The organism is Paracoccus sp. ME4 (assembly GCF_046736325.1).
GTDB lineage: Bacteria > Pseudomonadota > Alphaproteobacteria > Rhodobacterales > Rhodobacteraceae > Paracoccus.
In genome coordinates this window covers 69,171-82,456 of the sequence record NZ_CP151276.1, presented here as the reverse complement: position 1 = coordinate 82,456, position 13,286 = coordinate 69,171, and the positions used below count along the sequence as shown (strand labels likewise).

14 protein-coding genes are annotated in these 13,286 nt (G+C 69.9%); 3 read left to right on the top strand and 11 right to left on the bottom strand.

The features are described from left to right. The first annotated feature begins 62 nt into the window (after positions 1-62). Positions 63-1,424: a TldD/PmbA family protein gene (locus AACG61_RS00405; RefSeq protein ID WP_411838055.1), complete on the top strand. Its 1,362-nt coding sequence runs from the start codon at positions 63-65 to the stop codon at positions 1,422-1,424. After that, complete coding sequence (locus AACG61_RS00400) at positions 1,411-2,187, top strand: 3'(2'),5'-bisphosphate nucleotidase CysQ (RefSeq protein WP_411838054.1); 777 nt, start codon at positions 1,411-1,413, stop codon at positions 2,185-2,187. The genes AACG61_RS00405 and AACG61_RS00400 overlap by 14 nt, the downstream gene beginning before the upstream one ends. On the opposite strand, the gene AACG61_RS00395 is transcribed toward AACG61_RS00400, so the two are convergent. From AACG61_RS00395 to AACG61_RS00365, 7 genes are all read right to left on the bottom strand, one after another. Beyond that, positions 2,184-2,840 (bottom strand): membrane integrity-associated transporter subunit PqiC, encoded by a 657-nt coding sequence (locus AACG61_RS00395; RefSeq protein ID WP_411838053.1) that lies wholly within the window; start codon positions 2,838-2,840, stop codon positions 2,184-2,186. The two genes, AACG61_RS00400 and AACG61_RS00395, sit on opposite strands and share 4 nt — an antisense overlap. Before the next feature lie 2 nt (positions 2,841-2,842). After that, positions 2,843-4,894 carry an intermembrane transport protein PqiB gene (locus AACG61_RS00390; RefSeq protein WP_411838051.1) on the bottom strand — a complete coding sequence of 684 codons (2,052 nt, stop codon included), beginning with the start codon at positions 4,892-4,894 and terminating at the stop codon, positions 2,843-2,845. Positions 4,895-4,942: 48 nt separating this feature from the next. Then, complete coding sequence (locus AACG61_RS00385) at positions 4,943-5,602, bottom strand: paraquat-inducible protein A (protein ID WP_411838050.1); 660 nt, start codon at positions 5,600-5,602, stop codon at positions 4,943-4,945. Continuing rightward, entirely contained in the window at positions 5,599-6,252 is a 654-nt protein-coding gene (locus AACG61_RS00380) for a paraquat-inducible protein A (RefSeq protein WP_411838049.1), read from the bottom strand. The genes AACG61_RS00385 and AACG61_RS00380 overlap by 4 nt, the downstream gene beginning before the upstream one ends. A gap of 102 nt (positions 6,253-6,354) precedes the next feature. Then, entirely contained in the window at positions 6,355-8,109 is a 1,755-nt protein-coding gene (locus tag AACG61_RS00375) for a histidine kinase dimerization/phosphoacceptor domain -containing protein (RefSeq protein ID WP_411838048.1), read from the bottom strand. A 34-nt stretch (positions 8,110-8,143) separates the two neighbouring features. Then, positions 8,144-8,710 (bottom strand): RNA polymerase sigma factor, encoded by a 567-nt coding sequence (locus AACG61_RS00370; RefSeq protein WP_411838047.1) that lies wholly within the window; start codon positions 8,708-8,710, stop codon positions 8,144-8,146. Positions 8,711-8,762: 52 nt separating this feature from the next. Beyond that, positions 8,763-8,873 (bottom strand): NepR family anti-sigma factor, encoded by a 111-nt coding sequence (locus AACG61_RS00365; RefSeq protein ID WP_411838046.1) that lies wholly within the window; start codon positions 8,871-8,873, stop codon positions 8,763-8,765. Positions 8,874-9,004: 131 nt separating this feature from the next. On the opposite strand from AACG61_RS00365, the gene AACG61_RS00360 reads away from it, so the two are divergent. Next, positions 9,005-9,808 (top strand): response regulator, encoded by an 804-nt coding sequence (locus AACG61_RS00360; RefSeq protein ID WP_411838045.1) that lies wholly within the window; start codon positions 9,005-9,007, stop codon positions 9,806-9,808. Between the two features lie 31 nt (positions 9,809-9,839). Here the strand turns inward: AACG61_RS00360 and AACG61_RS00355 are convergent, their stop codons facing one another. The 4 genes from AACG61_RS00355 to AACG61_RS00340 are packed head-to-tail and all read right to left on the bottom strand — an operon-like array spanning position 9,840 to position 12,940. Beyond that, complete coding sequence (locus tag AACG61_RS00355; RefSeq protein WP_411838044.1) at positions 9,840-10,757, bottom strand: YihY/virulence factor BrkB family protein; 918 nt, start codon at positions 10,755-10,757, stop codon at positions 9,840-9,842. Positions 10,758-10,789: 32 nt separating this feature from the next. Then, entirely contained in the window at positions 10,790-11,509 is a 720-nt protein-coding gene (gene dnaQ, locus AACG61_RS00350) for a DNA polymerase III subunit epsilon (RefSeq protein ID WP_411838043.1), read from the bottom strand. Then, entirely contained in the window at positions 11,502-12,089 is a 588-nt protein-coding gene (gene coaE, locus AACG61_RS00345) for a dephospho-CoA kinase (protein WP_411838042.1), read from the bottom strand. The genes dnaQ and coaE overlap by 8 nt, the downstream gene beginning before the upstream one ends. Next, positions 12,086-12,940, bottom strand: a complete 855-nt coding sequence (locus tag AACG61_RS00340) for a shikimate dehydrogenase (protein WP_411838041.1) — start codon at positions 12,938-12,940, stop codon at positions 12,086-12,088. The genes coaE and AACG61_RS00340 overlap by 4 nt, the downstream gene beginning before the upstream one ends. Between the last annotated feature and the right edge of the window lie 346 nt (positions 12,941-13,286).

Below are 13,286 nucleotides of genomic sequence, written 5' to 3'. Positions count from 1 at the left end.
GCCCTCTGACCTGCGGACCGGGGCACGCCTCCGGTCCGTTTCTCGATTCCGATGAGGCCCCCATGAGCACCGCCGCCGATCCCGACCGCCTCCAGCGCCTGTCCGAGGCGATGGTCGACGCCGCGCGCCGCGCCGGGGCCGATCAGGCCGACGCCATGGCCATGGACGGCCTCTCGGTCGGCATCGACCATCGCGGCGGCGCGCTGGAACAGGCCGAACGCTCGGAGGGGCTGCAGATCGGGCTGCGCGTACTGGTCGGCGGGCGTCAGGCGGCGGTGTCCTCCTCCGACCACGGCACGGCGGTCATCGCCGAGATGGCGGCGCGCGCCGTGGCCCTGGCCCGTGAGGCGCCGGTGGACGACACCCTGGGTCTGGCCGATCCCGACCAGCTGGCGCAGGTCCGCGACGCGGCCGGGCTGGAGCTGGCCGAGGACGCGCCCGAGCCGGACCCCGCCCATCTGCAGGAGCTGGCCCGCCGGGCCGAGGCCGCCGCCATGTCCGTGCCCGGCATCGCCCAGGTCGAGGCCGCCAATGCCGGCTATTCGCAGCGGCGCATGTGGCTGGCCGCGTCGAACGGGTTTTCCGGCGGCTATGGCCGGACCGGACATGGCATTTCGGTCGTGGCCATCACCGGCGAGGGCCTGAGGATGGAGCGCGACTATGCCGGAGAATCGCGCGTCTTCGCCGCCGACCTGCCCGACCCCGAGGAGATCGGCCTTTTGGCTGCCGAACGCACGCTGGCCCGTGCGGGGGCGCGCAAGCCGCCGACCGGAGCCTTTCCGATCCTTTACGACCGCCGCGTCTCGGCCTCGCTGATCGGGCATCTGCTGTCAGCGGTGAACGGATCGGCGGTGGCGCGGGGCGCCAGCTGGCTGCGCCGCGACCTGGGCCAGCCGGTCCTGCCCCCCGGCATGGACCTGATCGAGGACCCGCTGCGGCCCCGCCACCCCTCCTCGCGGCCCTTCGATGCCGAGGGCCTGCCGACCCGCCGCCGCGCCATCGTGCGCGACGGCGTGCTGCAGGGCTGGACGCTGGACCTGGCGACGGCGCGCAAGCTGGGCATGGACAGCACCGGCTCGGCCGCGCGCGGGCTGGCCTCCAGCCCCGGGCCCAGCCACAGCAACGTGGTGCTGACCCCCGGCGCGGCCAGCCGGGACGACCTGATCGCGCGGATGGGGCGCGGGCTGATCGTGACCTCCATGCTGGGCGCGTCGGTGAACGGCACCACGGGCGATTATTCGCGCGGCGCGGCGGGCTTCTGGGTCGAGAACGGCCGGATCGCCTGGCCGGTCAACGAATGCACCATCGCGGGCAACCTGCGCGAGATGCTGATGACGCTGGAGGCCGCCGACGACGCGCTGCCCTGGCGCGCGACCGAGGTGCCCAGCCTGCTGGTCCAAGGCATGACCGTTGCCGGGGGCTGAGGACGATCTGGCGCTGCTGCTGGCGGCGGCCGAGGAGGCCGGGCGCATCGCCCTGCGGCTCTGGCGGCGCGACCCGCAGGCCTGGGACAAGGGCGGCGGCGCCGGGCCGGTGACCGAGGCCGATCTGGCCGTCAACGACGCGCTGCAGGCGATGCTGATGGCCGTGCGCCCCGATTACGGCTGGCTGTCCGAGGAATCCGAGGCCGATCCGGCCCGTCTGGACGCGTCGCGCTGCTTCATCATCGACCCGATCGACGGCACCCGCGCCTTCATCGACGGGCAGGAGGGGTTCTCCCATTCGCTGGCCGTGGCCCAGGGCGACCGCATCATCGCGGCGGTGGTGCACCTGCCGGTCACCGGCCTGACCTACGCCGCCCATGCCGACGGTTCGGCCACGCTGAACGGCGCGCCCATCGCGCCGACCGACAGCGGAATCGAGGACGCGCGCGTGCTGACCTATCGCGCGGTGGCCGATGCGCCCGACTGGCGTGCGGGCATGCCGCCTTTCCGGCGCGAGTTCCGCTCATCCTTGGCCTGGCGGCTGTGCCTTGCGGCCGAGGGGCGCTTCGACGCGGCGCTGTCGCTGCGGGCGGCCTGGGAATGGGACATCGCGGCGGGCGCGCTGATCGCGGAGCGGGCCGGGGCGCGGGTCACCGACCGGCGCGGCCAGCCGATGCGCTTCAACAGCCCGCGCGCGCAGGTGGACGGGCTGATCGTCGCAGGGCCGCGCCTGCACGCGGCCCTGCGGGGGGCGCTGCGCTAGAACAGCGGCGGCAGGTCGAACGCCTCGTCCGCGGCGGGGCGGGTGGTCGCGATGGTCGTGCCGGGACCGGAGAGGGTCGCGATCTGCTGGGCCAGGATCGCGATGGCCTGGCTGGCCGCCGCCGCCGTGCTGGCCGGACCCTGGGTCGCCATCGGCACGCGGATGTCGAAGCTGCGCGCATGGTTCGCGCCACCCCCCGACAGCCCGTCATCCGAGACGAAATACCGCCCCGACAGGCGATAGCTGTTGTCGGCCTGGGCCAGCGCGCGTTCGACCCGCACCTCCAGCACGCGGGCCGGGGGTTGGGCCAGGGGCCAGGGCTCGCTGATCACGGTCGCGCCGGACACGTCGCTGATCGCGCGGGCCAGCGTCGTGGTGAAGGCGCGCCCCGGATTGTCCGCCCAGAGATTGTCGGGGGTCGAGCGCACGGCCCCGTCCTCGGTCTGGAACGCGACCTCCTGATCGGAGGCGTATTCCGGCAGGGACACGTCCTTCAGTTCGGCCGTGCCGAGGCGGTTCGGGACCTGCACGCCCGCCACCGGCGGGTCGATCAGGTATCGCCCGGTCTTTTCCGGGTTCGAGCAGGCGCCCAGCAGGGCGGCCCCCGACAGGGCGATCACGGCAAGGGGCAGGCGGCGATGGGGCAGCGTCATGTCTATCGTCCCAGGATGAAGGCGCGGGGGTTGCGTTCGATCAGCCGGGCGACCGAGCCGATCGATTGGGTGGCACGGCGCAGCTCGCGCAGCGCGCCGATCAGTTCGTTGTTGAAGGCCGAGCGGTCGCCATAGCTGGCGAACAGCGTGTCGGCCCGCGCCGCCGTCACCTGCAGCCGCTGGATCAGGTCGGGCAGCTGCTGGACCGACACGGCGATCTGGTCGGCGGCGGTGCTGGCGCTGTCCAGGGCGTTGTTCAGGCTGCCCACGGCATTGCCGTCGCGCAGGTCGTCCAGCAGGCCCGTGGCCGATTCCAGCACGTTGGACAGGTTGCGCGGCAGCTGCTCGGCATCCTCGCTGCCCAGCATGGCGCGCAGGTCGGCCAGGATCCCTTCGGCCTGGGCGCTGATCTCGGCAAAGCCGAACTCCTCCACCGCGGCCGCGGCGGCGTCGATCTGATCGACCATCGCCGGCACGTCGGTCGCCGCCTCCGAGACGGCAGTGAAGGCGGCCGAGGCCTCGTCCAGCATGCGGGCAAGGGTCTGGCCGCTCTCGGCCTGACGCAGGTCGCCAGTGATCGCGGTGATGTCGGACAGCGCGCTGCCGCCATCCTCCAGCGCCTGGCGCAGCGCGCCGGGAATGGCGCGGGTGTCCTGCGAGGTGGCCAGCGCGGTGATGCTGTCCAGCGTGTCGCGGGCCGAGTTCAGCACCTCCTCGATGGGCAGGGCGCCGATGCGGTTCACAAGGCCTTGGGCGCTGGCGGTGAAATCCTCCAGATCGCCCTCGACCGAGGGGATCAGCGGGTTCGGCTCGGCCTCGGCGTCGATGGCGGCGGGCGCCGCATCGGGCAGCGTGACCAGCTCGACCATCAGGGTCGTGCCCAGAAAGCCCGTGCTGGCGACGCGGGCGCGCAGTCCGGCGGCGACCTCCTCGGTCAGCAGTGCCAGCGCATCGTCGGCGTCCGACCCCTCGGGCAGGCCGAGGCGGCGGGGCGACAGCAGCATGGTGACCAGCTGGCGGGGCTGGGTGTTGCCCTCGGCATCCTCGGTCAGGCTGACGGCCAGGTCGGTGACGCGGCCCACGCGCAGGCCCTGGTACTGGACGTCCGCGCCCTGTTCCAGCCCCTCCAGGCTGTCGTCGATCAGCATGCCGACGCGCAGCAGGCGGGTGTCGTCATCCTCGAAGCGCGAGGTGCGGGCGGTGCCCTCGTCCGGCTGGACGGTGAAGCGGGCGCCCGGCTCGACCGGATCGCCGCCGCTGACGAAGGTCTCGAAGGCCACGCCGCCCTGCAGCAGCGAGGAGAGCGAATTGACGTTCAGCGCCACGCCCTGCGCCCCGAGCGAGACCGAGAAGCCCGACGTGTCCCAGAAGACGGTGGCGCTGGTCAGGCGGGCGTCATGGGGCGCCTCGACGAAGGCGTCGACGACCACGCGGTCGGTCTCGGGGTCCAGGCGGATGTTCTCCAGCCGGCCGACCTGCACGCCGCGGAACAGGACCGGCGCGCCCTCGGACAGCCCGTCCGCGGTGTCCATCGCCAGCGTCACCCAGGTGCCGGGCTGGTCGGCCCGCACCAGGGGCGGGCGGTCGAGGCCCACGAAGCGCTGCGCCTCGGCCCCGGTCTGGGCGTCCCAGTAGCCCTCGATGAAGGCGCCGCTGAGGACCGTGTCCAAGCGCGTGACGCCCTGGGCACTGACCTGCGGCCGCACGATCCAGAACGAGGCGTCGGCGTCGATGTACTGCGCCACGTCGGTGTCGACCCGCACCGAGACGACCACCCGGGCCAGGTCATCGGTGAACTTGACCCCCTCGACCCGGCCCACGGTGATCTCGCGAAAGCGCAGGCTGGTCTCTCCGGGGGTGATGCCGGTGGCGTCGGCGAACTCGATCTCGATCACGCTGCCCCGGTCGCGGAAGGCGTTCCACGCGATGCCGAGCGTCACGATCAGCGCCACGATCGGCACGATCCAGATGACGTTGATGCCGGCCTGGGCCGCGCGGGCAGCCGTCTTGCGCACCGGGCTGGCCGGTGTCAGGGGCGGGGGCGTGTCGGTCATGGGGTCGAAATCCTCGGGCGCGGGCAACAATGGTCGGTGTCGGGCGGATCAGTCCCGGCGGGTCCGCAGGGGAAGGCCGCGCCAGATCAGTCGTGCGTCAAAGCTTTGCGCAGAAAGCATGGTGAAGGCAACAGAGAGCGCGAAGGACACCGCCGCAGGCCCCGGATGGACCGAGGCCACGAAGCCCAGCTGCACCAGCGCCGACAGGATCGCCACCACGAAGACGTCGATCATCGACCAGCGGCCGATGAATTCGACGATCTCGTAGACCTTCAGCCGGGTATGGGCCTGATCCACGTTGGCGGGGCGCCCGGCCACGACCGCCAGCCAGGCGATGGCCAGGAACTTGCCGATGGGCACGATGACCGAGGCGACGAAGACGATGATCGCGATGTCGTAATTGCCGTAATGGATCAGCTCGACCACGCCGCCCAGGATGGTGGCCTCGGAATTGCCGGCCAGACCGGCAAAGGTCTGGGTGCTCATCATCGGGAAGAGGTTGGCGGGGATGTAGGCGATCAGACCGGCGAACCACCAGGCCCAGACCTTCTGCAGGCCCTGCCGGTTCGGTGGGACCAGATGCGCGCCGCAGCGGCCGCAGCGCGCCTGCTCCTGCGGCCAGACGCGGCCGCAGCGGTGGCAGCCCGACAGGCCCGCACGATGCGCGGTCAGGACGGGTCCGGCAGGCTGTTCGGCGGGCGCGCTCATGCGTCACCGGCGGCGGGACGGGGCATCGCGGTGGGCAGGCCCGCATCCTCGATCGCGTCCCAGATGGAGGTCTGGCACATGAAGGCCCGGCTGGCGAGGTTCACCACGATCAGCGCCGAGAAGGCCCAGAAGGCCGGGCCCAGATGCACCGTGGCCAGACCCGCGACCTTGACCAGCGCGACCGCCGTGCCGATCACGAAGATCTCGGCCATGGACCAGGGGCGCAGCAGTTCGGACCAGCGGAAGGCCCGCGCGGCATGCCGGTGCGGCGGCCGCCCCTGCGCCAGCGGGATCAGCGTATAGAGGAGCAGGAAGGACCGCAGGATGGGCAGGCCGATGATCATGGCCAGCACGGCCAGCACCAGCGGCAGCAACACCCCGTCGGCAAAGGCCAGCGCCACGTCGAAGAGCGAGCTGGCATTGCCGAAGCCCATCGTCGAGACCTCGAGGAACGGAAAAAACACCGCCCCCACCAGCAGCACCATCGAGGTGAAGGCCAGCGCGATCAGCTGCGCGAAGGCCCCCTCGCGCGGTTTCGCCAGGACCGTGCCGCAACGGATGCAGGCGGCGGTCTCACCGGCGGCAAGCTCCTCCTCAAGGTGCAGGGCGTCGCAGTTCGGGCAGGCGATCAGCCCGCGTCCCGTCGCCATGTCGAAACTGTTTCCGTTGTCCATTCCGCGAAGATAGAGCAGCCCCGCCCCGGCGCAAGCACCCGCCGCGGGACGCACGCGGATTTGCGCGGGCTTGCGGCGCTAATGCCGCGAGCCCGCGCGCGCGGCCGAGGTCAGGACCACCTGCCGGGGGTTGTTCGCGTTCGAGCCGCCGCCATGGCCCAGCTTGAACAGCAGCGCCAGCCGATAGCAGCCGTCCAGCGTCTCGGTGACGACATCGCCCTCCAGCTGCATCGAGAAGGCCTCGATCAGCTGGCTGCCCAGGCCAGTGCCGCCCGCCTCGGCATCGTCGCCGGTCGAGTTCACGACCTCGAGGAGGCCCTGACCCGGCGCGGGCGAGGACAGCGAGACGCGCACCCAGGGCTCGTCCCCGGCGGCGTATTTCACGGCGTTGGTGAAGGCCTCGGTCGTCAGCAGGGTCAGCGGCACGGCCTGGTCGGGCAGCATCGACAGGGGCTGGATGTCGCTCTCCACCCGCAGCTGACGTCCCGCCCCGGCGGAGGCTGCCGAGAGCTGTGTGATGATGTCGGCGATCAGCCGGTCGGCATTCACCTGATCCAGCTGTTCGGCCTGATAGAGGTTGCGATAGATCGTGGCCAGCGCCGCGACCCGGTCCTGAACGGAACGCAGGACGCGCTTGGCGTCCCGGTCGTCGATCAGGCGGCTCTGCATGTTGATGATCGAGGCGATCAGCTGAAGGTTGTTCTTGACCCGATGGTGCACCTCCTTGAGGAGGACGGTCTTTTCCGCGACCGCCTGTTCCATCGCCTCCTCGTCGCGGATCAGGATGCGGGCCATGTTGTGGAAGGTCTGGCTGACATCGGCGATCTCGGTCGGGGCATCGGCCAGGACCGGGGGCGGGCTGTCGCGGTTGCCGATGGCAAAGCGCCGCATCTGTCCGCGCAGCACCGTGATGTGGCGCAGGACCAGCCGGAAGACCGCGAAATAGGCCACCGACAGCGACACCACCCACAGCGCGACGGGCAGCATCACCGCGCCCCATCGCGACAGCTGGAACAGGCCCACGCCCGCGATGCTGGGGCTCCAGCTTCCCAGGGCATAGACCAGGCCGGGCACGACGGGGACCACGGTGAAGACGCGGTTCTCTCCGTTGTTGGCCTGGGCGCGGAAGGTCGCCTCGCCCTGACCGGGCAGGCTGACCAGCGGCACGTCGCGGGGCAGGAGCAGCGTCGGCTGATCCTCATCGCCGATATCGGCGATGAGGACCTGGCCGGAATTGTTGAACGTCAGGATGCGCGCGCCTTCGGTGCCGAAATCCATCGCATGGGTGGAGCGCAGCAGCTCCTGCGTCAGCGACAGCGCGGTCAGGCCCAGGAAGGCATCGTCGCGATAGAGCGGCTGCAGCACGACGATGATCGGCTCGGCGCTCAGCGGGCCGCGCTGCAGGGCGGTGACGGCGGTGCTCGGGCTGCGCATGAAGTCGCGCACCGTCGGATCGTCGGACAGGTCCAGCGCCGGGTCGTCCGGCCCGGCCGAGGTGCAGGTCGCCTGCCCGTCGACCGGGATGAAGGCCGCATGGCGATAGGTGCCGCTGCGCTGCACGAAATTGCGCAGCAGTTCGGAACAGAGCTGCGGCTGGCCCTGGCTCTCCAGGATGGCGGGACCCAAGGCATCGGCCGATCCGAGCGCGCTTTGCAGCAGGGCCCGTTCGCCCGCGGCCGCCGAGGCGGTGCGGCCCAGAAGCGCGATCTCGGCGCTGCGCTCGGCCTCGCGCGAGAGGTGCAGGTTCTGCACCAGCGAGATCAGCCCGATGGGCAGGATCGCGATGGAGAGAAGCGCCCCAAGCCGAAACCCGAGGCGCCGCGTGAATTCCATCCGATGGCTGATCCGTCTCAACACACGTTCGGCCTCAGCGGGAGCTGTAGTTGTTCTGCGCCATCACCGCGAGGGTCGCCTGATCGGTCATGCTCAGCTCCTCGCCCTGTTCCAAGTGCAGCAGTTCGGCCAGCTTGCGGCGACCGCGATTGGCCCGCGACTTGACCGTGCCGACGGCGACCTTGGTCATGTCGGCGGCCTCCTCGTAGGAGAAGCCCGAGGCACCGACCAGGATCAGCGCCTCGCGCTGTTCGTCGGGAAGCTTCTCGAAGGCGGCACGGAAGTCGCGCAGCGCCAGGCGGCCGTCATGGTCGGGGCGGGTCGACTGACGCGCGGCGTGGATGCCGTCGCTGTCGCTGACCTCGCGCTTGGTCTTGCGGCGGGACGAGTAGAAGGTGTTGCGCAGGATGGTGAACAGCCAGGCGCGCAGGTTCGTGCCGGCCTGGAACTTGTCCATGTTGGTCCAGGCCTTGACGATGGTGTCCTGCACCAGATCGTCGGCGGCCGCGCCTTCACGGGTCAGCGACAGCGCGAAGGCCCGCAGTGCCGGCAGGTGGTCGACCAGCTGGTCACGCGGATGAACCGATGGGGATTGCGTCATGAGGTCTGATCACCAGGGCGTTGTCGGGAAACGGCGGTATTCCGGAGAAGGGTCATCCCTGTTCCTTGAGCTGCTTCAGCAGATCGAGGAAGCGGTCCGGAATCTGGTCGGTGGTATCCTGTTCGTAGACCCGTTTGAGGTTCTCATCGATCTGTTTTTCCACTGCCGCTCTCCGACGGTCGTCTCGCTTTGGTGTCATATTGGTGTCAGTCCCGACAAACTTGTGCGCACAGCATGCAACCGATAGGGGGTTCTGATGGTTCCCTGCAATACGCGATTTATGAGGACTGTGTAATGACTGTTGCCGATCTGGCCCAAAACATCGGGCGCGAGCTTCCGTATCTGCGTCGCTACGCCCGCGCCCTGACCGGCAGCCAACGTGCCGGCGACAATTACGCGGCCGCCACGCTGGAGGCGATCCTGACCGATCGCAGCGTTCTGGACGGTGAGGACGACCTGCGCATCGCGCTGTTCAAGACCTTCCACGTGATCTGGCAGAGCTCGGGTCAGCCGGTCGAGGATGCCGACATGACCACCCGCGAGCGCAAGGCCCAGTCCCATCTGCGTGGCCTGACGCCCAATTCGCGCGAGGCGCTCTTGCTGCGAACCATAGAGGAGCTGCGCAGCGACCAGATCGCCCGCGTCATGCAGATCGAGACGGCCGAGGCCGACGAGCTGGTCCAGATCGCCCTGAACGAGATGGGCCAGGCCCTGCGCGGCAAGGTCATGGTCATCGAGGACGAGATGATCATCGCGATGGACCTGAAGGGCATCGTGCAGGCCATGGGCCATGACGTCACCGGCGTCGCGCGCACCCATACCGCCGCGATCGAGCTGGCGGGCAAGCACCGTCCCGACCTGATCCTGGCCGACATCCAGCTGGCCGACGGATCGTCGGGCGTGGACGCGGTGAACGAGCTGCTGGCCAGCATGGGAGACATCCCGGTGATCTTCATCACCGCCTTCCCCGAGCGTCTGCTGACCGGGGACCGCCCCGAGCCGGCCTTCCTGATCTCCAAGCCCTACAGCGAGGAGCAGGTGCGTTCGGCGGTCAGCCAGGCGATGTTCTTTGCCTCGACCGAGGGCCTGACGGCCTGATCCTGCGGGGGGCGCCCGGCGCGCCCCCTCCTCAGCCGTTCTTCTCGGCCAGAAGCTCGGTGAAGCCGCGCCGCGCCTCGCGCACGGCGCGCATCCGGCGGCGGCGGGCCAGCTCGACATTGATCAGCGCGCCCAGAAGCACCGAGAACCCGGCCAGATAGAACCACATCAGCAGCGCCACCACCGTGCCGATGGAGCCGTAGATCCGGTTGTAGCTGTTGAAGCTGCCCAGATAGGCCGAGAACGCGATGGAGCCCGCCGACCACAGCACCGCCGCGAACAGCGCGCCCCAGGTGAAGATCGGCGTGCGCGGCGTCTTGACGTTGGGCCCGTAGCGATAGAGCACGCCGATGGTCACGATCACCAGCAGGAACATCCCCGCCCAGGGCAGCACCGTGAGCAGCGTGGAGCGCACCGGCGCGAAGACCATGAAGTTCAGCAGCACCGGCACCACCACGATGGTCGCCAGGCCCGCCAGCGAGATGCCCACGATGACCAGCGTCAGCCCGTAGGCCAGCAAAAACCCCACGATGGTCGAATGCGCCCGCACCCCATAGGCGGCGTTCAGCCCGCGGATCAGCGCATCCACCCCCGCCCGCGCCGCGATGGTGGCGATCATGAACGAGATGAACGAGGTCCAGCCGACCGAGGTGCGCCCGTTCTGGGTCAGGGTGGTGACCTGGTCGTCGACGATATCCGAGGCGCCGTCGGGCAGGAACTCATGCGCGACGTCCAGATAGGTCAGGACCACCAACGGGTCGAACCACAGGCTCCACAGCGCGATGATGGCGGCAAGGCCCGGAAAGACCGCGAACATGGCATAGAAGGCGACGCCCGCCGCGATCAGCGTCATGTGCGTCTTGTCCATCCGCTCGAACACGGCGCCCCAGAACGAGCCGATCTCCCGCAACCATTCCACCATCGCGCCCCACAGTCTTTTGACCAGCATGGGGTGCTGCGGGGCTTGGCGCAAGCCTGCCGTCAGGTCGCGCCCTGCGGCGCGGCGAAGCGGGCCCAGACCGCGGCCTCGCCCAGCTTGGCCACGAAGTCGGCATGGGCCTGCGCCTCCGCCTCGGTCAGGCGCGGGGGCAGGGGGCGGGGGCGCGCCGCGCGCGGGCGCATCGGGCCGCCCTCGGGGCCGGGCCGGGCCGCGTCGGTCGAGGGGCGGTCCAGGACCAGATCGGGCTGACGGCCGCCGATCAGCTCCAGATAGACCTCGGCCAGCAGTTCGCTGTCCAGAAGCGCGCCGTGCAGCTCGCGCCCGGAATTGTCGACGCCGAAGCGGCGGCACAGCGCGTCCAGCGTGGCCGGGCTGCCCGGAAAGCGTTCGCGCGCCAGGGCCAGCGTGTCCAGCGCCCGCGCCCAGGGCAGCGGCTTGTGGCCCGCGCGCTTCAGTTCGGCATTCAGGAATTTCATGTCGAAGCTGGCATTGTGGATGACCAGCCGCGCGTCCTCGGCGATGAAGTCGATGAAGTCCTGCGCGATCTGCGCGAATTTCGGCTTGTCGCGCAGGAAGTCGTCGCCCAGCCCGTGGACGTCGAAGGCCTCCTTGGGCATCGACCGCTCGGGGTTGATGTAGACGTGGAAGGTCCGCCCGGTGGGCAGGTGGTTCATCAGCTCCAAGGCGCCGATCTCGACAATGCGGTCGGCGCCGTCGGCGTCGAAGCCGGTGGTTTCGGTATCGAGGACGATCTCACGCATGGGGGGCAATCTCCTGCACGATGCGGGCCACGGCGGCGCGTGCGCCGTCGAGGCTGTCGGTCGGGATGATCCAGTCGGCTCGGGCACGCTTTTCCGCGTCGGGCATCTGCCGCGCCAGGATCATCGCCAGCGTATCGCGCGTCACGCCGGGACGCGCAAGCACCCGCGCGGCCTGGATCTGGGGATCGGTGCTGACCACGGCCACGCCGTCCAGATCGGGGGGGTTTGTGCCTTCGAACAGGAGGGGGATGTCCAGCACCACCAGCGGCGCATCCACATGCCGGTCGAGGAAATCCTGCCGGTCGCGTGCGACCAGCGGGTGGACGATCCCCTCCAGCCGGGCCAGCGCGGCAGGGTCGGCGGCCAGCGCCTGCCGCAGGGCCGCGCGGTCGATCGCGCCGTCCCGCAGAGCGTCGGGAAAGGCCGCGGCCACCGGGCCGACCGCGGCCCCGCCCGGGGCATAGAGCCCGTGCACCGCCGCATCGGCATCCCAAACCGGATGCCCCAGATCGCGGAACATCGCGGCGGTCGTCGACTTGCCCATGCCGATGCTGCCGGTCAGGCCCAGCCTGTAGGTCATCCGAGGGCGACCCGCCGGGCCTCGTCATCGACATCGGGCCTGTGGCCGAACCACCGCTCGAAGCCCGGCGCGGCCTGGTGCAGCAGCATGCCCAGACCGTCCACGACCCGACAGCCCCGCGCCTGCGCCTCGGTCAGCAGGGGGGTCATGAGGGGGGTGTAGACCAGATCCGTCACCAGTGCGGCCGGCGACAGCGCATCCAGCGGCACCCGCAGCGGCTGCTTGCCCTCCATGCCGAGGGAGGTGGCGTTGACGACCGTCATCGCCCCCTCCAGCATGTGACCGACCTGCGCCCAGTCATAGACCACCAGGCGGGCGCCGAACTCGGCCTTGATCTGTTCCGCCCGAAGCCGGGTGCGGTTCGTGATCCGGAGTTCGCGCACGCCCGCGTCCAGAAGCGAGGCCACGACGGCCCGCGCGGCACCCCCCGCGCCGATGACCGCCGCGGGGCCGGCATCCGCCTGCCAGTCGGGCGCGTTCTGCCGCAGGTTGGCGATGAAGCCGTAGCCGTCTGTGTTGTCGGCGTGGATCTTGCCGTCAGGGCGGAAGATCAGCGTGTTCGCGGCCCCGATCAGCGCCGCCCGGTCGGTGACCGTGTCCGCCAGGGTCAGGACGGCCTCCTTGTGCGGAATCGTGACGTTCGCGCCGACGAAGCCCGCACGCGGCAGGATGCGCAGCACCTCGGCCAGATGCTCGGGCATGACCGGGATCGGGACATAATGACCCGGCAGGCCATAGCGCTGCAGCCAGTGGCCGTGAAGCCGGGGCGAGCGCGAATGCGCGATGGGCATGCCGATGACGCCGGCAAGCGGGGCGTGGCTGATCTGGCTGGCGGGCAGGTCGTCTGGCATGGGCTGGATCATCGCATTGAGGGTTCCAAGACAGCCTACGGGCTGGGCCTCAAGCGCGAAAGCCCCGACGGCATGGCGGAGCGGGACCTGTGGCACACAGCCCGCAGCACCCCTGTGGACAAAGGGCCGGAGGAATCGGTCCGGGCCTTTGGGGCAAGGCGAGTCAAGCCCTGAACCATGTGGATTCCTCCGAGAAACGAAACAGGAACGGCGTGAGGTTCTCCACAGGTGGACAGCCGGGAGGCGCGATTGAGGCGGAATGTGGACAAATCGGCGCCCCGACCATTATCCGCAAAGTTATCCACATAACATCACTTTGTTTACAAATGCGTTTTTCGGCATGGAG